This is a genomic window from Halalkalibacter hemicellulosilyticusJCM 9152, assembly GCF_000513115.1.
Taxonomy (GTDB): domain Bacteria; phylum Bacillota; class Bacilli; order Bacillales; family Bacillaceae_D; genus Halalkalibacter; species Halalkalibacter hemicellulosilyticus.
Map to the genome: position 1 here is coordinate 18,931 of NZ_BAUU01000013.1, position 21,956 is coordinate 40,886.

The 21,956-nt window shown below is 38.9% G+C and carries 22 protein-coding genes and 2 pseudogenes; all 24 read left to right on the forward strand.

The genetic code is table 11. The features are described from left to right. Positions 1-8: 8 nt before the first annotated feature. The 24 genes and pseudogenes from floA to JCM9152_RS09525 all read left to right on the forward strand — a co-directional run bounded on the left by floA (position 9) and on the right by JCM9152_RS09525 (position 21,903). On the forward strand, positions 9-1,007 hold the full coding sequence (gene floA, locus JCM9152_RS09420) for a flotillin-like protein FloA (protein WP_035343559.1): 999 nt from the start codon (positions 9-11) through the stop codon (positions 1,005-1,007). Positions 1,008-1,055: 48 nt separating this feature from the next. Then, positions 1,056-1,586: a YqfB family membrane protein gene (locus JCM9152_RS09425; protein WP_035343561.1), complete on the forward strand. Its 531-nt coding sequence runs from the start codon at positions 1,056-1,058 to the stop codon at positions 1,584-1,586. A 393-nt stretch (positions 1,587-1,979) separates the two neighbouring features. Beyond that, entirely contained in the window at positions 1,980-2,273 is a 294-nt protein-coding gene (yqfC, locus tag JCM9152_RS09430) for a sporulation protein YqfC (RefSeq protein WP_035343563.1), read from the forward strand. Positions 2,274-2,303: 30 nt separating this feature from the next. Beyond that, entirely contained in the window at positions 2,304-3,497 is a 1,194-nt protein-coding gene (yqfD, locus tag JCM9152_RS09435) for a sporulation protein YqfD (RefSeq protein WP_035343565.1), read from the forward strand. A gap of 5 nt (positions 3,498-3,502) precedes the next feature. Further along, positions 3,503-4,462, forward strand: a complete 960-nt coding sequence (locus JCM9152_RS09440; RefSeq protein WP_035343567.1) for a PhoH family protein — start codon at positions 3,503-3,505, stop codon at positions 4,460-4,462. 203 nt (positions 4,463-4,665) lie between these two features. After that, positions 4,666-6,141 (forward strand): hypothetical protein, encoded by a 1,476-nt coding sequence (locus JCM9152_RS09445; RefSeq protein ID WP_369384551.1) that lies wholly within the window; start codon positions 4,666-4,668, stop codon positions 6,139-6,141. Positions 6,142-6,146: 5 nt separating this feature from the next. Then, positions 6,147-6,848 (forward strand): HDIG domain-containing metalloprotein, encoded by a 702-nt coding sequence (locus tag JCM9152_RS24035; protein WP_369384552.1) that lies wholly within the window; start codon positions 6,147-6,149, stop codon positions 6,846-6,848. Beyond that, positions 6,845-7,315 carry an rRNA maturation RNase YbeY gene (gene ybeY / locus JCM9152_RS09450; protein WP_035343569.1) on the forward strand — a complete coding sequence of 157 codons (471 nt, stop codon included), beginning with the start codon at positions 6,845-6,847 and terminating at the stop codon, positions 7,313-7,315. The genes JCM9152_RS24035 and ybeY overlap by 4 nt, the downstream gene beginning before the upstream one ends. After that, positions 7,299-7,688, forward strand: coding sequence for a diacylglycerol kinase family protein (locus JCM9152_RS09455; RefSeq protein ID WP_035343571.1), 390 nt, complete (start codon positions 7,299-7,301; stop codon positions 7,686-7,688). Before ybeY ends, JCM9152_RS09455 begins: the two co-directional genes overlap by 17 nt. 149 nt (positions 7,689-7,837) lie before the next feature. Further along, positions 7,838-8,575: a DUF502 domain-containing protein gene (locus JCM9152_RS09460; RefSeq protein WP_035343573.1), complete on the forward strand. Its 738-nt coding sequence runs from the start codon at positions 7,838-7,840 to the stop codon at positions 8,573-8,575. Continuing rightward, entirely contained in the window at positions 8,572-8,970 is a 399-nt protein-coding gene (locus JCM9152_RS09465) for a cytidine deaminase (RefSeq protein WP_035343575.1), read from the forward strand. Before JCM9152_RS09460 ends, JCM9152_RS09465 begins: the two co-directional genes overlap by 4 nt. Then, complete coding sequence (gene era, locus JCM9152_RS09470; protein WP_035343578.1) at positions 8,963-9,877, forward strand: GTPase Era; 915 nt, start codon at positions 8,963-8,965, stop codon at positions 9,875-9,877. The genes JCM9152_RS09465 and era overlap by 8 nt, the downstream gene beginning before the upstream one ends. A 226-nt stretch (positions 9,878-10,103) precedes the next feature. Continuing rightward, complete coding sequence (locus JCM9152_RS21835) at positions 10,104-10,250, forward strand: YqzL family protein (protein ID WP_081727969.1); 147 nt, start codon at positions 10,104-10,106, stop codon at positions 10,248-10,250. Positions 10,251-10,293: 43 nt separating this feature from the next. Then, on the forward strand, positions 10,294-11,040 hold the full coding sequence (gene recO / locus JCM9152_RS09475) for a DNA repair protein RecO (RefSeq protein ID WP_035343779.1): 747 nt from the start codon (positions 10,294-10,296) through the stop codon (positions 11,038-11,040). Between the two features lie 351 nt (positions 11,041-11,391). Next, positions 11,392-12,270: a glycine--tRNA ligase subunit alpha gene (gene glyQ, locus JCM9152_RS09480; RefSeq protein WP_035343580.1), complete on the forward strand. Its 879-nt coding sequence runs from the start codon at positions 11,392-11,394 to the stop codon at positions 12,268-12,270. Then, on the forward strand, positions 12,271-14,355 hold the full coding sequence (gene glyS, locus JCM9152_RS09485) for a glycine--tRNA ligase subunit beta (RefSeq protein ID WP_035343581.1): 2,085 nt from the start codon (positions 12,271-12,273) through the stop codon (positions 14,353-14,355). Between the two features lie 43 nt (positions 14,356-14,398). After that, complete coding sequence (locus JCM9152_RS09490; RefSeq protein ID WP_035343781.1) at positions 14,399-15,196, forward strand: pyruvate, water dikinase regulatory protein; 798 nt, start codon at positions 14,399-14,401, stop codon at positions 15,194-15,196. 201 nt (positions 15,197-15,397) lie between these two features. Beyond that, the gene (locus JCM9152_RS09495) at positions 15,398-15,895 is read left to right on the forward strand and encodes a YaiI/YqxD family protein (protein ID WP_235715680.1); all 498 of its coding nucleotides are present in this window, start codon (positions 15,398-15,400) and stop codon (positions 15,893-15,895) included. A 21-nt stretch (positions 15,896-15,916) separates the two neighbouring features. Next, positions 15,917-17,703, forward strand: a pseudogene (gene dnaG, locus JCM9152_RS09500) (DNA primase). A gap of 48 nt (positions 17,704-17,751) precedes the next feature. Next, positions 17,752-18,869, forward strand: a pseudogene (gene rpoD / locus JCM9152_RS09505) (RNA polymerase sigma factor RpoD). 94 nt (positions 18,870-18,963) lie between these two features. Then, a complete protein-coding gene (locus tag JCM9152_RS09510) occupies positions 18,964-19,488 on the forward strand; it encodes a hypothetical protein (protein WP_035343583.1) in 525 nt (174 codons plus the stop codon). A gap of 127 nt (positions 19,489-19,615) precedes the next feature. Further along, positions 19,616-19,993 carry a c-type cytochrome gene (locus JCM9152_RS09515; RefSeq protein ID WP_035343586.1) on the forward strand — a complete coding sequence of 126 codons (378 nt, stop codon included), beginning with the start codon at positions 19,616-19,618 and terminating at the stop codon, positions 19,991-19,993. A gap of 84 nt (positions 19,994-20,077) precedes the next feature. Further along, on the forward strand, positions 20,078-20,788 hold the full coding sequence (locus JCM9152_RS09520; RefSeq protein WP_035343588.1) for a tRNA (adenine(22)-N(1))-methyltransferase: 711 nt from the start codon (positions 20,078-20,080) through the stop codon (positions 20,786-20,788). Then, positions 20,785-21,903 carry a Nif3-like dinuclear metal center hexameric protein gene (locus JCM9152_RS09525; RefSeq protein WP_035343591.1) on the forward strand — a complete coding sequence of 373 codons (1,119 nt, stop codon included), beginning with the start codon at positions 20,785-20,787 and terminating at the stop codon, positions 21,901-21,903. Before JCM9152_RS09520 ends, JCM9152_RS09525 begins: the two co-directional genes overlap by 4 nt. The last annotated feature ends 53 nt before the right edge of the window (positions 21,904-21,956 follow it).

Below are 21,956 nucleotides of genomic sequence, written 5' to 3' on the forward strand. Positions count from 1 at the left end.
AATGGAAAATGCCATTAGATGCAGGAAATATTACGGTGCTCGTTGGTCTTGCGATTATTTTAATTTTGTTGGCTGTATTATTTACGTTTGTTCCAGTCATGCTTTGGATTTCGGCGTTAGCAGCTGGGGTGAAAATTGGAATTTTTGAATTAGTTGGAATGCGGTTACGTCGAGTTATTCCGGCGCGTGTTGTTAATCCATTAATTAAAGCGGTTAAGGCAGGTCTTGACCTAAGTACATCAAAGTTAGAAGGACACTACTTAGCTGGTGGTAATGTTGACCGTGTTGTTAATGCACTAATCGCGGCGCAGCGTGCCAACATTGATCTTAGCTTTGAGCGTGCAGCAGCGATTGATTTAGCTGGACGTGATGTATTAGAAGCAGTTCAAATGAGTGTTAACCCGAAAGTCATTGAAACACCATTTATTGCCGGTGTAGCGATGGATGGGATTGAAGTGAAAGCGAAGGCTCGTATTACGGTACGTGCCAACATCGATCGATTAGTCGGTGGTGCTGGAGAAGATACGGTTATTGCCCGTGTAGGTGAAGGGATTGTTTCGACAATCGGTTCTGCGGATAACCACAAGAAAGTTCTTGAAAATCCAGATATGATTTCACAAACGGTATTAGGTAAGGGTCTTGATGCTGGTACAGCGTTTGAAATTTTGTCAATTGATATTGCCGATATTGATATTGGTAAAAATATTGGGGCAGAATTACAAACAGACCAAGCAGAAGCTGATAAGAAAATTGCTCAAGCGAAAGCAGAAGAGCGTCGTGCTATGGCCGTTGCTCATGAGCAAGAGATGAAGGCTCGAGTTGAAGAAATGCGTGCGAAGGTTGTTGAAGCGGAAGCGGAAGTACCTATGGCGCTTTCAGAGGCATTACGCCAAGGAAATATGGGTGTCATGGATTACATGAACTATCAAAATGTAATGGCAGATACTGATATGCGTGATTCTATTAGCAAAGCTTCTGATGACACAAACGGTAAAAACAAAGATTAATAAAAATGAAAAATGACAATCCTCCCAAAATAGGAAAGGAGGAACATGATGAATATTATTGAATTAATCATGTCGAACTTACTGCCATTTATTATTATTGTTGGTGGGTTGATTAGCTTTTTTGGTCGGATGACGAAGGAAAACAATGAGAAACAGCAACGTCAGCAAATGCCTGCTGGTCAACAGCAAGAAGAGACGAAAGCTGAAACGACCAATGAAAAACAAATCGATTGGCGAGACCTCTTTAACACAGATGAATTTGAACAAAAGACATCATGGCCTGGTTCTGAACCTGTAAAAGCAAGTGAAGTTGAACAACAGAATTCAGATCTTAAGCAAGAGCAAGAAAAACAACGTGAGAAAAAACGCAAACTTGATGAGCGATTAAAAGAAATTCGAAAACGTTCTAGTGCTCAGTCTGAACAACCTGTCGCATCTGAGTCGAATGGATTGAACTTACAATTTGATCAAATTTCGAATAAAGAAGCGATGAAGGGTGTTGTTTGGGCTGAGGTGCTTGGGCGACCACGCGCAAGACAGCCTCATCAAACATTTGTGCGAAATCGAAGAAATGGATAATGAAAAAGAGCATGGGGTTCAATCCTGTGCTCTTTTTTCTTGCTTTATAGTATATATTAGGTGAAATGGTCTAAATATGAGAAATAAATAAGGAACGAATTGCAAAAAAATAAGTGAGCTAGGAGAAGAATGACTCTTGGAAAAACCAGCCCAAGAATAGTTCTTCTCTTTTGTTTTGCAACATAGAGATATAAGAGGCCACTGAAAATCAACTTTTTCAGTACCTTTAATTTGATTAGCAATGGCTTCACTCGTTGCTCACTTGATATGAGAAACCCTCTCGTATCAAGCGTCCAAATCAGGCAACGGCTTCGCTCATTGCTTAAAGGGCACTAAAAAGGTTAAAAAAACAAACTTTTTCAGTGCCCTTATATAAGAGAGGGGGGTCTCGATATGAAGAAGTGGCGTCAACAAGTGCGAAGCTGGATGAGTAAGAAGATGGGCCTACCCGCTGATGTAATGATGGACCTGCCGCGGATTACAATGATTGGCCAACTTCATATTTATATAGAGAATCATCGAGGTGTTTTACGGTTTTCCAATCAAGAATTACGGTTGTTATTGAAACAGGGTCAGCTTTTGATAAAAGGAGATCAATTTGTTATTAAAACGATCCTGCCTGAAGAATTACTGTTAGAAGGAAGAATAGACCAAGTGATTTATGTTGATGAGAAAAAAAGTACATAAAAATTGTTTATTGTTAAGGAGGGGTTGTTATTGAGGAATCAATGGCTGTCTAATATCTCAGGAGTTGTCCGCATTCGAGTAACTGGGAGATATGTGGAACAATTTTTAAATCGCTGTATAAATGATGGTGTTACGATATGGAATGTTAAACGGGTGAATGATGGCGCAATCACTGCATCTCTCCATTTAGAGGATGTTAAGCGGTTAAGGCCGTTGCTAAGACAATCTCAGTGTAAAATAGTGTTTACCCATCGAATAGGATGGCCATTTCTATTAAAGAGCATGAGAAGTAGACTGGGATTCGTTGCAGGTTTAGCTGTATTCTTTGTTCTTATTCTTTTGTTATCTAATATCGTTTGGAATATTGAGGTGAAGGGAGCATCCCCGAAGGTTGAGAATGAATTGCGTCAAGTCATTCAGGAACTCGGAGTGAAACGAGGTGTGTTTCAATTTTCAATACCGAATGTAGAATATATACAACGTGAAGTAAGTGAACGAGTTGAAGATGCAACATGGATTGGTGTACGTCAAAAAGGGACAACTTATGAGTTTGAAGTCGTTGAACAGCAATTACCTGAAGAGGCGGAGCGTTATAGTCCTCGACATTTAGTAGCGACTAAGGAAGCGATTATTTATAAAGTTTTTGTTGAACATGGACAATCAGTAGTGAAAAAAAATGATTTTGTTCGTGAAGGAGACCTTCTAGTATCAGGGTACATCGGTAAAGAGGGAGAAGAAGAACAGCAAATTGTTGCTGCACAAGCAGAGATACTTGGTGAAATTTGGTACAAGTCTGAGGTGGAAGTACCATTAGAAGCATTGTTTACAACATTAACTGGGGAGCGAAAGGTTAAACACCATTTGGAGATTGGTGGAAAATCATTACCTATTTGGGGGTTTGGGAACCATTCATTTGAGCAGGTAGAACAAGATAATCATGTGAAGCCCATTCGCTTTTTTCAATGGACATTGCCGATTTCATATGAACGTGTAACCTATTACGAATCAGCTGATTATGAACGGACATATACAAAAGACGAAGCGGTTGCTGCCGCAAAAAAAAGAGCGAAAGCGGAACTTATACAGCATTTGCCGAATGATGCCCAAGTGATTGGAGAAAAAGTTTTGCACGAAGCACTTGAGAATGGTAAAGTTAAGTTACAAATACATTACCAAGTAATAGAAGATATTACATCGGAGCAGCCGATTATTCAAGGAGATTGAGTCTATTGTCAGAAGTGAAAACAATTACGTTAGAAGTCAAAAATGCCAACGAGACACAAGCGCTCATTGGACCAAATGATCGTCACCTACAAAGAATTGAGGAGCAATTGGGTGTTACACTTGTAACGAGAGGTGAAGAAGTACTCGTTACAGGGAACGATTCTCAAGCTGAGCTCGTTCAACATATATTAATGACTCTTACACAACTTATTCGAAAAGGTATTACGATTTCTGAGCGTGATGTTGTATATGCAATCAAACTAGCTGAATCAAATCGTCTCGATGAATTGGTGGATTTATATGATGAGCCTGTTGCTACAACGATTAAAGGTAAACCGATAATGGCGAAAACGTTAGGGCAGCGCCATTATGTAACAGCATTAAGGCAACGGGATATGGTTTTTGGAATAGGGCCTGCTGGAACAGGAAAGACTTATTTAGCTGTAGTAATGGCTGTTGCGTCGCTAAAGGCTGGTCATGTGAAACGAATTGTATTGACAAGACCGGCAGTAGAGGCTGGAGAAAGTCTAGGGTTCTTACCAGGTGATTTAAAAGAAAAAGTTGACCCTTATTTGAGACCGTTATATGATGCATTACACGATGTATTAGGAACAGAGCATACGACACGTCTGATGGAAAGAGGAACAATTGAAGTTGCGCCACTTGCTTATATGAGAGGTCGTACTCTTGATGATGCATTTGTTATTTTAGATGAAGCCCAAAATACGACACCAGAACAAATGAAAATGTTTCTTACACGACTTGGTTTTGGATCAAAAATGGTTATCAATGGCGACTTAACACAGGTTGATCTACCACGTGGGAAAAAATCAGGTTTGAGAGTTGCTATGGACATCCTGCAAAATGTTTCTGCAATTGGGTTTATTTTCTTGCAACAAGCAGACGTTGTTAGGCATACGCTTGTTCAACAAATAGTAAATGCCTATGACCAGCACAGTGAATGAAACCATACTAGGCGTTGAAACGTTTAATCTAGTAAAAGTATTAAATAAGTGACGTTGCATTTATTTGAAAAGTCCTGCTATAAGCTGCTATTATGGCTGGGCTTTTATTTAACCAACATACACATAGATCATACGTGAATACTGTCAGTGCTTAGAGAATGAACAATTTTTGATCGCTTTTCTTAAAAGTTGGGGTGAAATTGATGAAAAAACAATCACCGATTGATCAATTAAAATGGTGGCAACGCCTAAGGGATCATCGTTACATACGTATTATATTATTCATGATTGTGAGCATAATTTTATACTTTTTGATGGTTGGGAATATTATACATGATACGTTAGATGTCAGACTTTCTGAAATGGCTGACCGAGATATCCGTGCGCCCATTACAGTTGAGCATAGGTCTGAAACTGATGAGAGACGAGCAGAAGCTCGAGATTCCATCGCCCCTGTTTATGAATTAAAGCGCGAATATGCCGAGAACCAGGTACGCAAAGTGCATGATATATTTGATCTTATTACTCAAGTTCGTAATGAAGAGGAAGAAGAGCTTGAAGAAGAGGAGCTTGAGGAGGATGAACTTCCTTTAAGTACAGAAGAGGAATTACTTGAAGATCGTCTTGTGTATATAAAGGAGGTACTCTCTCCTGGGACAAGCAATGATCTGTCTGATGATACACTGTTAACTTTTTTACAAGCGACTGATTCACAATTGCAAATAGCGCGAGAATCGACTACCAATGCGGTTTATGAAATTATGAGTGAATCGATTTCGACGCGTGATGTATCTGATGCCAAGCGAGAAGTTGAGAACCAAATTGCGATTTCTACCGTAAGTAATCGATTATTGGACGCAATGGTCGAAGTGGCACAATTTGCGATTATACCGAATTATATTTATGATGCCGATGCGACCCAGCAACTTCGTGAGGAAGCTGCTGAAAATGTCGAGCCAGTTCTTATTCGTGAAGGAGAGCTTCTCGTTCGTGAAGGTGAAATGATCAACCATGAGGTTTATGAACAATTGCGACTAGTTGGTTTATTAGATGATCAAGTGCATTTTCTACCTTATATCGGACTCGCCATGTTAGTTATTTTAATGATGGCGATGTTATCTTACTATTTAAGCCAAGCTAAGACGTCTGTTCAAACGAATAACAGCCATCTACTCATGTTTATTATCATTTTCTTAATTACGGTTATTTTAATGAAAGTCGTTAGTTTATTAGAAGTAATAGAAATTATCGGATTAGCCTATGCTGTACCTGTTTCACTCGGAGCGATGCTGATTACGCTATTGATTCATACTCGAATTGCTTTGTTTACAAGTGTCATGTTCGCGATAATGGGTAGTGTCTTCTTTAATAATGATACGGTAGGTACATTTAATTTCACGTATGGATTTTATATGCTGTTTAGTGGATTTGCAGGCGCTTATTTCCTCGAGAAGTCGAATCGAGTATCTCGAATACTTCGTGCAGGCTTGTTCGTTTCAGGTATTAATATCGTCGTTGTCGTAACGTTGCTCTTCCTAAAATCTGTTCAGCCTTCTTGGATTGAGTTAGGTATGCATCTTGGTTTCGCCTTTTTATCGGGTTTTGTAGCGTCTGTTTTAACAATTGGGCTATTACCGTTTTTAGAAGCAGGGTTTGGAATATTATCTCTACACGACTAATAGAATTGTCAAGCCCGAATCATCCACTGCTAAGAAAAATTTTAGTCGAAGCTCCAGGTACGTACCATCACAGTGTGGTCGTTGGAAACTTATCAGAGGGGGCTTGTGAGGTAATTGGTGAAAATGGTTTACTCGCCCGTGTTGCTTCTTATTATCATGATTTAGGAAAGACGAAGCGTCCTCATTTCTTTATCGAAAATCAAATGAAAATGGAAAATCCACATGATAAAATATCACCACAGTTAAGTCGAACCATTATAACGGCACACCCTTATGATGGGGCAGAAATGCTTAGAGAATATAAAATGCCTAAGGAAATCATTGATATTGCGGAGCAACATCATGGAACATCATTGTTGAAGTATTTCTATCATAAGGCAAACCAAGAAAGTGAACAGGAGATTCCTGAATCCCAGTTCCGCTATCCAGGTCCGAAGCCGCAAACAAAGGTATCAGCTATTGTGGCTATTGCAGACAGTGTAGAAGCAGCTGTTCGTTCGATGCAAAAGCCAACACTAGATAAAATTGAATCTCTAGTACGTAAGATTATTAGGGACAAGCTAGAAGATGGTCAGTTTGATGAGTCAGATTTGACATTAAAAGAATTGGATCAAGTTGCATTATCAATGTGTGAAACGTTAAAGGGAACATTTCATCAGCGAATTGAGTACCCAGAAGATCTAAAAGGAAAGGGAGATAAAAAATGAGTGTCATTATTGACCTTATTGATGAAACAGAGACTTTACAGGAGTCACATAAACTCCTTGTTGAACAAATGATAGTAAAGACTATTGAATATGAACAGATAGAAGGAGAGGTCGAAGTGTCTGTTACTTTTGTTGACGAAAAGCAAATTCAACAAATCAATGCACAATACCGTAATAAGGACCATCCTACAGATGTGATCTCTTTTGCATTAAATGAAGAATCAGAGGAAGAAGTTCGTGTCATAAGTGATGATTTGCCAAATATGTTAGGTGATATTATTATTTCGGTTGTCCATATTCAAAGGCAGGCAGATGAATACAATCATTCGTTTGAACGAGAGCTCGGTTTTTTAACGGTTCATGGTATGTTACATTTACTAGGTTATGATCATTTAACAGAAGCCGAAGAGAAGGAAATGTTCTCGAGGCAAGAGAACATATTGATGGATTATGGGCTTACAAGATAGAAATAGACGCGGCTTTAAACGACTGCTTAAATCATTTTATTATGCATCACAAGGGCTTGTTTATGTGCTTAAGCATGAACAAAATATGAATATTCATTTTATTGTTGCCGTAATTACTCTATTGGGCGCGTACTTTTTAAGTGTTCCGTTGATCCACTGGCTCATTCTATTACTAGTCATAGCCGGCATGTTTGCTTTAGAAATTATGAACACGGCTATTGAACGTACGGTTGACTTAGTGACAAATGAGTATCATCCATTAGCTAAACGTGCAAAGGATATTGCTGCTGCGGGCGTGTTTATTTATTGCTTCTTTGCCGTTGTAATAGGTATACTTATATTTCTACCTCCGTTATTGGAGCTATTGTCATAATGGAATGGTTTATGTTTAGTGAAAAACGTCTATCTTAATGGTATGGGTCATTCGGATTAACGAGTAATGTCTGTAAGGCTTAGTATAAGTACCATTAAGAAAAAGTTTGCTTTATGTTTCTTATGGTTGGGAGAGGGGTACTTTCAGTCATGTGGAAAAGGTTCCAAAAAAACATTATAGCAGGGATCATTTTTCTATTACCTGCGATTGCAACTATTTATGTATTGCAACTATTGTTTAGTTTAGTGGACGCTTTTTTAGGTTCATTTATAACGGACGTTTTAAAAGGGTTAAATGTGATTACAAGCGTGGATGATCGTATTTATTTTCTCGGGGTGTACACCCCTTTTTCAGAGCGGTTGCTAGGCATTGGGTTTGTACTTACGATTCTTCTAGTGACATGGGTTGGTGCGATGCGCCTCCAAGGAAAGGGATCGAAAGTATTTCATTCCATTGATCATACATTTCGAAAGATACCAATAGCTAATTCCATCTATACCTCTGTTGAGCAAATTATTCACGCTTTTGCTCAGGAAAGGTCATCTTTTAAAAATGTGGTACTTGTTGAATATCCCCGAAAAGGGCTGTACACAGTTGGTTTTCAGACCGGTGAAACGCGTGGTGAGGTGCAAAGGTTGACATCAAAAAGCTGTATCAATGTCTTTTTGCCGACTACTCCGAATCCTACATCTGGTTGGCTTGTCTTAATTCCTCGTGAAGATGTTGTTTTCTTGAATATGACAGTGGAGCAAGGGCTTAAATTTATTATTTCAGGAGGAGTAGTTGTCCCACCTGATGACGAAGGTCAAGGTGAATCATTAGAAGGAGAATATGAAGAAGGCCAAATGGTTGTTAGAGTGAGGAAACGAAAGGATGACAGGATATGAACAAACAGCAGTTAATCAAAGAAGCAATGGAAGCTAGAGCATATTCATATACGCCCTATTCCAAATTTCCAGTTGGAGCAGCTTTAGAGTTAGAGGACGGTTCAATTGTTAGAGGTGCAAATATTGAAAATGCTTCGTATGGATTGACGAATTGTGCCGAAAGAACTGCGTTGTTCAAGGCTGTTTCTGATGGGAAACGTGGTGTGAAGCGGATTGCAATTGTAGCTGATACAGATGCACCTGTATCACCATGTGGAGCTTGTCGTCAGGTGATGGCAGAATTGTGTCACCCGTATACAACCGTTATTTTGACAAATTTGAAGGGTGATATCGAAGAAACAACTGTAGCAGATTTATTACCAGGAGCATTTAAAGCGGAGGATATGAATGAATAATCAAGCAAATGTATTTAAATCAGGTTTTGTCTCAATAATAGGACGCCCTAATGTTGGAAAATCGACACTTATTAATCATGTGATTGGACAAAAGATTGCAATCATGTCTGATAAGGCACAGACTACACGTAATAAAATTCAAGGTGTTTATACGAGTAATGATTCACAAATTGTATTTATCGATACGCCAGGTATTCACAAACCGAAACATAAGCTTGGCGACTTCATGATGAAAGTTGCACAAAATACGTTGCGAGAAGTCGATCTTGTTCTTTATGTCATTGATGCCACTGAACGTTTCGGCCCAGGTGAAGAGTATATTATTGAACGATTAAAGGAAGCTTCTGCGAAGGTCTTTCTTGTTATAAATAAAATTGATCAAATTGAGCCTGAAAAGGTCATGCGTGTGATCGATGAATATCATACGAAATATCCATTCGAAGAAGTCATTCCTATTTCAGCGTTAGAAGGGAACAATGTTCCAACTTTACTCGAACAAATTACAAAATATTTAGATGAGGGTCCGCAATATTACCCTAGTGATCAAGTGACAGATCATCCAGAAAGGTTTGTCGTTGCAGAACTAATTCGTGAGAAGGTTTTACATTTAACTCGCGAAGAGATTCCTCATTCTGTCGCTGTTAACATTGAGCAAATGAAGAAGAGGGAGAGCAATGAGACTGTTTATATTGGAGCGACGGTCATCGTAGAACGTTCTTCACAAAAAGGGATTATTATCGGAAAGCATGGTTCGATGCTAAAGGAAGTAGGAAAGCGAGCTCGTGCGGATATTGAATCATTACTTGGATCAAAGGTGTTCTTAGAATTATGGGTAAAGGTTCAAAAGGACTGGCGTAATAAAGCCAGTCACTTGCAGGAGTATGGTTTTAAAGAGGACGAATACTAAAAGTTGTCTTCTCTTTGTAATGAGAGTTTAACAATGGCTAGGCTGCTAGCCATTGTTTTTTTTAGTTTAGTCGATTATCATTGTAGTAAGGAATGAGATTAGAAAAATAAGGAGAATTGGCTTTGTCAAGCTATTTAAATTAACAATTTTTCCTTAACATGATATAGAAAATAGCGGTCATCATACTAGTATAGAACGTTAATCTTTTAGAAAGGTGGAGTCTGATATGCTCGATTTTTCATGGAAAGTCTTTTCAATGACAGGCAACGTAGACACGTATTTGTTACTGAAGGAATTAGAGCGAGATTCAGATGAACAATTTGGACAAGATGACGTGGAACAAAGTGAAACATTCGATTCACCTACCCATTAAGTATGATTGACACCTGAGATAAAGGTGTGCTTATGTTATGACGATGCAAAAGGTCGAAGGGATCATCATTCGTACGATTGATTACGGAGAGACAAATAAAGTGGTGACGTTATTTACGAAAGAATTAGGGAAAATCGGCGTGATGGCTCGTGGAGCGAAAAAGCCTAAAAGTCGACTGTCAGCCGCTTCTCAATTGTTTATGTATGGTGTTTTTGTGATTCAAACGAGTAGTGGGCTAGGTGTTCTACACCAAGCTGATATTACAAGCTCATTTCGTGATATTAGGAATGATCTTGTTCGTGCCGCTCATGCATCCTACATCCTGGAGTTAACGGATAAACTAACAGATGAAAAGAAAAGGTATTCAGAGATATTTAAGCTGCTCTATCAAATATTGATTTATATCGATGAAGGTATAGATGTAGAGGTCCTAAAGATGATTTTTGAGACAAAGATGCTTGCGGTTGCCGGTGTAAAACCGGAGTTAGATCAATGTGCAAGCTGCGGATCAATAAATCAGCCGATTGCCTTTTCAATAAAGAATGCTGGATTTCTTTGTCCAAATTGCAGAAATAAAGATGCTCATGCGTTCCAACTAAATCCACAGCATGTGAAGCTTTTGCGTTTATTCTATTATGTAGATGTAGAGCGACTTGGTCACATCTCACTGAAAAATGAGACGAAGAAGTATATTCAAATGATTATTGATTCTTATTATCAAGAGTACTCAGGTCTAAGGTTAAAATCAAAACGATTTTTGGAACAATTAGAGCGATTTGATTTAAATTAAGTAAAATGACGTCCATTAGTTTTGAAATATTATTGACAGCAGGCTAGAAGTTGAGTATGATGCATATTATATGAATATGATGCGTTGAAGGAAAGTAGTATTTACTTTATCTTAAGAAAGCGAACCTAGGATGGTGTGAGCTAGGGCTTAAGACGGTAAGGAAGGCATTCTGGAGCATAACGATGAAAGGGATTAATGTAAATTATTACGTTAATAAATAGGGTGGAACCGCGGGAAATAGCTCTCGTCCCTATGTCAAATGAAGGCATAGGACGAGGGTTTTTTTGTTGTTCGAAAGCCTTTTGAAACATGTGTACACGATTAATGAAGAATGCAAGAGGAGTGAGCATAATGAATGTTCAAACAATGATTTTAACACTGCAAGAATTTTGGTCAAAGCAAAATTGTATGATCATGCAAGCGTATGATACAGAAAAGGGTGCAGGGACGATGAGTCCGTTCACATTACTGCGGACAATTGGCCCTGAACCATGGAATGTAGCGTATGTTGAACCGTCAAGACGTCCGGCTGATGGACGTTATGGCGAAAATCCTAACCGTCTTTATCAGCATCACCAATTCCAAGTTATTATGAAGCCATCACCGTTAAACATTCAAGAATTGTATCTTGATAGTTTAAAGGCACTCGGTATTAATCCGCTCGAACATGATATTCGCTTTGTAGAAGATAATTGGGAAAATCCCACATTAGGCTGTGCGGGTTTAGGTTGGGAAGTATGGTTAGATGGGATGGAAATCACACAGTTTACCTATTTTCAACAAGTGGGTGGGCTTGAAGCAAGTCCTGTATCTGCTGAGATTACGTATGGGATTGAGCGTCTAGCATCCTACATTCAAGATAAAGAAAATGTATTTGACCTTGAATGGGTAGAAGGCTTTACATATGGTGATATTTTTAAGCAACCTGAATTTGAACACTCAACCTATACGTTTGAAGTTTCTGATACAAACATGCTATTCTCTTTATTTTCAACATATGAGCAAGAGGCGAAAAGGGCGCTTGATGAGAAGCTTGTTTTTCCGGCTTACGATTATATTTTAAAGTGCTCACATACGTTTAATTTGTTAGATGCTCGCGGTGCGATTTCAGTAACGGAACGTACAGGTTATATTGGTCGTGTGCGAAACCTAGCAAGGACGGCGGCGAAGCTCTATTACGACGAGCGTGAACGTCTTGGGTTCCCGATGTTGAAGGAAGGAGGAGAGTAAATGATGAGTAAGAGTTTTTTATTAGAAATTGGTTTGGAGGAGTTGCCTGCACGATTTGTTACACCTTCCATTAACCAATTAGAGGAAAAAGTAGTTGCGTGGCTAGAAGAAAAACGTTTACAGTATAGCCATCTTCAAGCATATGCAACTCCTCGTCGTTTAGCGATTTTGATTTCAAATTTAGATGAATTACAGCCTAACATTGAAGAAGAGGCAAAAGGGCCAGCAAAGAAAATTGCGTATGATAAAGAAGGTAATTGGAGTAAAGCGGCACAGGGATTTGCTAGAGGACAAGGGGTCAGTGTTGATGATTTGTTCTTTAAAGAGCTAAAGGGTGTCGAGTATATTTATGCTCATAAATTTATTGCAGGTAAACAAACGATAGAACTATTACCAGAGTTAAAGGAAATTATTACGTCTCTTCATTTTCCTAAAAATATGCGATGGGGGTCACATTCATTAAAGTATGCTCGGCCAATCCAGTGGCTCGTTGCCCTATACGGACATGAAACCGTGAAGTTCTCGATTACGGATATTGCAACGAATAACATAACTTACGGACATCGCTTTCTTGGTCGGCCAGTAACAATTGAGAGGCCAGAAGACTATAAAAATTCGTTATTAGAACAATTTGTCATTGTGGATGCGGATGAAAGGAAAGCAGTTATTCGTCAACAACTTGAGGAAATTGAAAATGAACATAATTGGGTTATACCAGTGGATGACGATTTGTTAGACGAGGTCCATCATTTAGTTGAGTACCCAACAGCTTTGTTTGGAAGCTTTGATGAAGAGTTTCTTACATTACCTAAAGAGGTGTTGATTACGTCAATGCGTGAGCATCAAAGGTATTTTCCTGTAGAAGACAAAGGTGGACAATTGCTGCCTTATTTTGTCACTGTTCGTAATGGTAATCGAGATCATTTAGAGAATGTAGCTAAAGGTAATGAAAAAGTACTTCGGGCACGACTATCGGATGCGGCATTCTTTTATGCAGAAGATCAAAAGCTAGCGATCGACGATGCTCTCGCACAACTTGAGCAAATTGTTTATCATGAAGAATTAGGCTCGATTGCAGACAAGGTTCGACGTGTTCAACAAGGGACTACGATCATAAGTCGGTTAGTAGCGGTCGACGATAAAACGAAGCAAGTAGCCGAACGTATTTCATCTATTGCTAAATTTGATCTTGTTACACAAATGGTCGGAGAGTTTACCGAATTACAAGGGCGAATGGGAGAAGTGTATGCTGAGTTAGCAGGTGAAGAAACGGCTGTTGCTCACGGAATTTTCGAACATTATAAACCTCGCTTTGCGGGTGATAATAGTCCGGATACGATTGCTAGTGCTATTGTTAGTATGGCTGATAAGCTTGACACAATTGTCACGTGCTTTGCAATTGGTCTTATTCCGACTGGATCACAAGACCCGTATGCGCTTCGTCGCCAAGCTGCAGGTGTCGTGCAAATACTGCAAGATTATGAGTTGAATGTAACGTTAGAACAATTGTTAGTTCAAGTTCTTAACATTGCTGAAGAAAAGAAGGTTTTAAAAAGGGATCGTGAAGAGGTTGAACGTGAACTGCAGCATTTCTTCCAGCTACGGGTAAAAGCAGCGTTACAAGAAGGTGGAATGACGTATGATGTGATTGATGCTGTGTTGTCACAAGCAATAGGACACATTCCAACAGTTGTAAAGAAGGCTCAAGTCATTTCAGAACGACGTCAAACAACTGAATTTAAAAATATGGTTGATGCATTAAGTCGGGTGACGAATATTTCTAAGAAAGCAACACAAACTGGTTCAGTTTCAACAGATTTATTTGAGAAGGAAGAAGAAAAGCATTTATATGAGGCATTTGTAACATTGGAGCAAAAGGTAAATGAAGCATTGTCAGCTGGTGAAGTGAAGCAGGCTATAGATGCATTAAGCAGTATTATCCCAACGATTAATGCATACTTTGACAATATTATGGTTATGTCTGAAGTTCAAGATATTCGAGAGAATCGGTTGAATCAGATGGCGGCACTTGCCTCCGTTATTCAATCTGTTGCCAATTTTCAGGAGTTAGTATTTGCTTCGTAAATATCGGAAAAAGGAAGGGGGATAAGTGGTGGAAGGACATGAAATTAAGCCAATTGTTTACGTTGTCTCGGATTCAGTAGGGGAAACTGCTGAGCTCGTCGTAAAAGCGGCGGCAAGTCAATTTAATGGGGCTGGAATTGAAGTAAGAAGAATTCCGTTTGTCGATGATGAGGAAACCATTGTTGAAATTATTCAATTGGCTAAAAAGACACATGCGCTGATCGCTTTCACACTTGTTGTTCCTGAGGTTCGAGATTACCTTATTTTGAAGGCGCAGGAGGAACATGTACAAGCTGTTGATATTATCGGGCCAATGTTACAACAATTAAAATTATTAACTAATGTACATCCTCGTTCTGAACCTGGTCTTATTTATAAACTAGATGCAGATTACTTTCGCAAAGTAGAAGCAATTGAATTTGCGGTGAAATATGATGATGGTCGTGATCCGAGGGGGATTATGCGAGCGGATGTCGTCCTAATTGGTGTCTCGAGAACTTCAAAAACACCATTATCTCAATATTTAGCTCATAAACAATTAAAAGTGGCGAATGTGCCTCTAGTACCAGAAGTTGAACCTCCGAGGGAATTGTTTGAGGTTTCTCCTAAAAAGTGTATAGGGTTAAAGATAAGCCCAGAAAAGCTGAACGGTATACGTGCCGAACGGTTAAAAGCGCTTGGATTAAAGGAAGACGCACATTATGCTAATTTGATTCGAATTAAAGAAGAACTAGCCTATTCCGATACGATTATGAAGCGTATTGGTTGTCCTGTTATTGATGTATCTAATAAAGCAGTTGAAGAAACAGCTAATTTAATTTCGAATATGTTTAGACAATAACATGTGAAGAAAAATGAAACTAAATTTTTCGTCTTTAATATGGCATATTTGCAAAAAGATCAAATAAATTTAAAAAGTCAAGACTTATTCTTCGTTTTTTGGTAAAGATAGTAAAGGATAACGAGCGGGGAAGAGATTATATTTTACAATCGACAAAAATCAACTAATTTCTTTACGATTGAAGCAGGAAATTTGAAAGGGATGTTGAATGATAGTAATATGAACATTTCACCAATCGTAGTATATGTTGATGCTGATGCATGTCCAGTGAAAAATGAAATCGTTGATTTGTGCAGAACGTATGAAGTAGATATGGTATTTGTATCCTCTTATGCGCATTTTTTGTCTTTACCAAAACCAGCTAAAATAGTTACGGTCGACGAAGAAAAAGAAGCGGTCGATTTATATGTAGCTAACCATGCAAAAAAAGGCGACATATGTGTGACGCAAGACCATGCTCTAGCATCATTATTGCTAGCTAAAGGGATGTATGTGTTGTCGCCACGAGGTAAAGAATTCACGGAGAAAGACATGGATCAATTGTTAGATGTGCGCTTTCTGTCTCAGAAACAAAGGAGAATGGGAAAGCGTACGAAAGGACCAAAACCTTATAATCAGGAGGATCGGGAACAGTTTAAGGCGAATCTGAAAAAAATTCTAGAAAAAAAAGCAGGATTATCGCAAAAAAGCTCGAATTAATGCATGTTGGAGATGAATTAAATGACTACTCGTATTCCAGATTCAGTCATTGAACAAATCAGACGTTCTACTGATATTGTCGATGTAATCAGTGATCATGTTCAATTGAAAAAGCAAGGTCGACAATATAGTGGATTATGCCCATTCCATGGAGAGAATACTCCTTCTTTTTCTGTATCACCTGATAAGCAACTGTATCATTGCTTTGGATGTGGTGCTGGAGGGAATGTTTTTACCTTTTTAATGGAGCTTGAAAATTTGTCATTTGTTGAAGCTGCTGTTCAACTTGGGAAACGAGCAAATATCGACGTTTCTATTGAAGGAACTCCTTCTACGAATGTTTCTAAGCCTCAGCAGAATATGAAAAAGGCCCATAGCATAGCTGCAAAAATGTATCATCATGTACTGATGCTGACTGAAGAAGGAAAACTAGGTCGAGAATACTTGGACGAAAGAGGATTCACTAGAGAGCAGGTTGAACACTTTCAAATTGGCTTTTCACCAGATCGGTGGGATGCGTTATCGACGGTATTGGCTAAGAGAGAGTTTAAGCAGGCTGAGATGGTTGAAGCTAGTTTGTTAGGCGAGCGTGAGTCAGACGGTGGGACATATGATCGATTTCGTAATAGGCTCATGTTCCCAATTTGGGATGCTAAAGGTCAAGTTATCGCGTTTGGTGGGCGAACGATATCAGATGAGAAGCCCAAATATTTAAACAGCTCAGATTCAGCTATCTTTCATAAGAGTCAAACATTGTATGGACTTCATTTAGCCCGGTCTTCTATCCGAAAGCAAAGCTCTATTGTTTTGTTTGAAGGGTATGTGGACGTCATAGCTGCTTGGTCTGCTGGTGTAACGAATGGTGTAGCAACACTAGGGACAGCTCTAACAGAAGAACAAGCTCGAATGATGCGCCGTAATGCAGAAACAGTGACTCTCTGTTATGATTCTGATTCGGCGGGGTTAGAAGCAGCTTATAAGAATGCTTCAATCTTACAGAACGAAGGTTGTATCGTCAAGGTTGCCAAAATGCCTGACAGTTATGATCCCGATGACTACATTCAAGCGTTCGGTGCAGAACGTTTTAAAACGGATGTAATAGGGTCAAGTCTTACGTTAATGGCATTTAAAATGTTGTACTTACGGCAAGGTCGAAACCTTCAAGATGAGTCTGAGCGAATGAGTTATATTGAAGCGGTTCTAAGTGAAATTGCAAGCTTGAAAAAAGCAGGTTGAACGAGATCATTATATTCGTCAGCTAGCCGATGAATTTTCTTTATCATTAGAGGCATTGAAACAAGAGCAATATCGACTTTTCGCGAAAAAAGGATCAATCAAAAAGAGAGAAGAAAGATGTTATCAATGTTAGAAAGCAAGTGTTTGAAACAAAGAAACTTTTGCCGGCATATCAAAATGCAGAGCGGATATTGTTAGCACACATGATAAGAGACGAACATGTTGCTGAAGTTGTCCAAAGCCGACTCGGTGGTGCTTTTAATGTTGATGATCATCAAGCTTTAGCTGCTTATTTATTTGCTTATTATGCTAAAGGCTATGAGGCTGACCCTAGTTTGTTTATTCAGCAATTGCCGGATGAACAACTGACAAGATTAGCAACAGAGCTTACGATGCTTAGTGTCAATGATGATTACGACGAACGAGAGCTTGATGATTACATGAGATTGATTGAAACTTATCCAAAACGGGTAGAGATACACCAGAAGGAACTTGAAGTGAAGAAAGAAAAGGATCCAATAAAAGCAGCGATGATGCTAACAGAAATTCAACGACTGAAGCAGATGCTGTAAAAAAGTTTAATTATTGCGTTGGTTGGAACAATGGAAGGAGGGGATCGAATGACTGATAAGCCATTACGCCCGTTAGCGGAAGGTGAATTATCAATCGATCAAGTGAAAGAACAATTAGTAGAGCTAGGGAAAAAGCGCGGTGTGTTAACATATACCGAAATTACAGAGAAATTAGCCGCTTTTGACCAGGATTCTGAACAAATGGATGAATTTTTTGAATACCTTGGAGAGCAAGGTGTTGAAATTTCCAATGATTCTGATGATGTTGTGCCAAGTCTGCAACAGACTGAAAAGGAGGAGGAATTTGATCTTAATGATCTAAGTGTACCTCCAGGTATAAAAATTAATGATCCTGTTCGTATGTATTTAAAAGAAATCGGTCGAGTGCCGCTTTTGTCAGCAGAAGAAGAAATTGAACTTGCAAAGAGAATTGAGCAAGGAGATGAAGAAGCGAAGCGTCGATTAGCTGAAGCTAATCTACGTCTTGTTGTTTCAATTGCGAAGCGTTATGTTGGTCGTGGTATGCTGTTCCTTGACTTAATACAAGAAGGCAACATGGGCTTAATTAAGGCAGTTGAGAAATTTGACTATGATAAAGGGTTTAAATTTAGTACGTACGCGACATGGTGGATTCGCCAAGCGATTACTCGTGCGATCGCAGATCAAGCAAGAACAATTCGAATTCCTGTTCATATGGTTGAACCATTAATAAGCTTATTCGTGTGCAACGGCAGTTGTTACAAGATTTTGGTCGCGAGCCTACCCCTGAAGAAGTGGCTGAGGAGATGGAATTAACTCCTGAAAAAGTTCGTGAAATTCTAAAAATAGCTCAAGAGCCTGTATCATTGGAAACACCAATTGGTGAAGAAGATGATTCACACTTAGGTGATTTCATTGAAGACCAAGAGGCTTTAGCTCCGTCAGATGCAGCAGCATATGAACTTTTGAAAGAACAATTAGAGGATGTATTAGATACATTAACTGATCGTGAAGAAAATGTGCTTCGTCTGCGTTTCGGTTTAGATGACGGTCGAACACGTACACTAGAGGAAGTGGGGAAAGTGTTCGGGGTTACTCGTGAAAGAATTAGACAAATTGAAGCGAAAGCACTTCGAAAGCTTCGCCACCCTAGTCGTAGTAAACGATTAAAGGATTTCTTAGAATAAGCTCTAGGTTAAAAGGAGTAATAGGTAGATCACAAGTGGCTGTTCTCTTTTAAACAAAAGAACAGTCCTTTTCTTTTAAATCCAGGAGGAGAACATGAGGAAAGAACGAAAAGAAATCGTTATTCGAGAAATCAAGCATTGGCGAAAGTCTAAGCTGTTACCAGAGCATTATTGTGATTTTTTATTGACCTTATATATGGAAGGAGAAGGAGCAGAAGAAACAAGCTTCTTTAAAAAATTCACTCTGATTCCATTAATAATGGTGTACGCAATGTTTTTGTTAACAGTTCTTATCTTTTATTTTACTCAATTTCCATTATTATTGCAAATTGGAATTGCAATTATTTTTGCTGTAGCTATTTTTATGATTGCTAAGCAAGTCGAACAGCACTCATTACTACTCGCCCGCCTATATCAATTAATGGCTGCGATGATCGTTTATTTGTTGACGATGCAAATAGGCTTTGCGATAATGGGAAATCATACGCTTGTTTTAGGTTTTGCAACACTCATAAATGGGCTACTCTGGACATTAATAGGCTGGAAATGGAAAACAAAATTATTTTTCCTTTCTGGAGTCATGGCTTTCATTTTAGCGATTGTCATCTTTATTCGATAAAAGAGTGACAAAAAACGCAAAACTAAAGACAATCCCTTTTCTTTCATTTCATTTTACAGTAGAATGATATAGGGAATTATTAACGTCTACATAACTTGACGAGCTTTCATTACAACTGAAGGAGGATATGACATTGAAAGGAAAACCACTATTACCTTTTGCTGTAACAGCCATTGTTGGAATTTTATTAATGGTAGCCCTATCATTTTGGGCGATGGATCAACGGGCACAAATGGATTCAGATGAAGAAGCAGAAGAAGAAATTGTCATTGACGACCCGATCGTAGCAGGGGAAGAATTATATTCACGTTCATGTATTTCCTGTCATGGTGGAGATTTAAGTGGGACATCTGGTCCTGCATTAAATGCTCTTGAAGGACATTTAACAGCCGAAGAAATTGTTAATATTATTCATACAGGACCTGGTACGATGCCTGCATTTGATAATTTGAGTGATTTAGAAGCAGATGCGATTGCGCAATATTTATTATCAGAGTCTGAATAATGAGAAGGGGGTATTTTAAAAGGGAGGGAATCCTTTTTGAAATACCTTTTCTTTTTCCTATTAAGAGAAAAGGAGGGATATGCCGTGAATGAAGTCCAATTGTCAGAACGGTTGTTGGCAGTTGCTGAGCAAGTTCCAGAAGGTGCCAAGTTAGCAGACATTGGTTCAGATCATGCTTATTTACCGTGTTATTTAAGTTTACAGAACAAAGTTCAATTTGCAGTTGCAGGAGAAGTGAATGAAGGTCCTTATCAATCAGCTAAAGCTCAAGTGAAACGTTTACGTTTGGAAGGAGATATCTCTGTACGAAAGGGCGATGGCTTACACGTAATGATGCCAGGTGAAGTTGATGTCATTACGATTTGCGGAATGGGAGGAGGACTCATTTCAACGATTTTAGAAGAAGGAAAGGATAAGCTTGAAGGGATCACAAGACTTATTTTACAACCAAATGTAACAGCACATTTAATTCGTAACTGGCTAAGAAGACGAAATTGGAAGCTTATTGATGAGTCGATTTTAGAAGAGGATGGCAAGATTTATGAAATCCTTGTAGCTGAACGAGGAGATGATCAAGAGGTATATTTAGACAATGAAGAAGTGAAAATGCTAGTAGGTCCGTATTTAATGAAAGAAAAATCAACAGTCTTCAGGAAGAAGTGGGAGCTTGAAATAGAAGGCTGGAAACGTATTATACGATCACTTGAAAAAGCAAAGCAGGAAGAAAAGGAAATACTACGAAAGAAAATGGAACTAAAGAAAACAATTGAGATGGTAGAGGAGGTCATTCAATGAAACCGTTAAATGGACAAGTGCTCATTCAAGAATTTGAGGCGTGGTCACCTAAATCCTATGCAGTTGAAGGGGACAAAAATGGATTAATGATCGGCACATTAAACAAGCCGATACGCAAGGTTATGGTGGCACTAGACGTACTTGAAGAAGTAATCGATGAAGCGATTAATGAAAAGGTTGATTTAATTGTTGCGCATCATCCCCTATTGTTTAGACCATTAAAGAAAATTGATACAGATACTCCTCATGGCCGAATTGTTGAGAAAGCGATTAAGCATGATATTACGGTTTATGCAGCTCATACAAATCTAGATGTGGCTCCAGGTGGGGTGAATGATATGATGGCAGAGGCGCTAGGATTGCAAAATATAGAAGTATTGGCAGCAACGGAGTCCGTTCATTTAGTCAAGTTAGCTGTTTTTGTTCCAGAAAGCCATGAAGAGGCACTTCGCAAGGCTTTAGGGGATGCAGGAGCGGGGAACATCGGCGATTATAGTCATTGTAGTTACTCCTCTAAAGGGATCGGTCGTTTCTTACCTGGTGAAAGAACGAACCCGCATATTGGTGAGCGCGGAAAGCTAGAGGAAGTGATAGAGGTGAAAATTGAAACGATTCTTCCAGTGTCTATGAAGAGGAGGGTGATCAATGCAATGATCAAAGCTCATCCGTATGAAGAACCTGCTTATGATATTTATCCACTTGAGAACACAGGTGATGTATTAGGGTTAGGGCGAGTTGGAGTATTGGAGAAGGAAACCTCTTTGAAAGACTTTGCTGAACATGTTAAGCGTGTATTTAGTGTGAAGGGTGCACGTGTCGTTGGTCATCTTCAAACGCCAATCAAGAAAGTAGCTGTTTTAGGTGGAGATGGAAATAAATATATGAATCATGCAATATTTAAAGGGGCAGATGTGATCGTAACGGGTGATGTATACTATCACGTCGCCCATGATGCTATGATGGCTGGTTTATCCGTTGTAGATCCTGGTCATAATGTAGAGAAAATTATGAAGGAGTCTGTTAAGAACTTCTTTGAAAATGTCATTCATCAGAAAAAAGCTTCAACGGAAGTAATCGCATCAAAGATACATACAGATCCTTTCACATTTGTGTAAAATGGATTAGATAGTTGAAAAATGGGTTTGTCCAAGACAAACCATCAATAGTC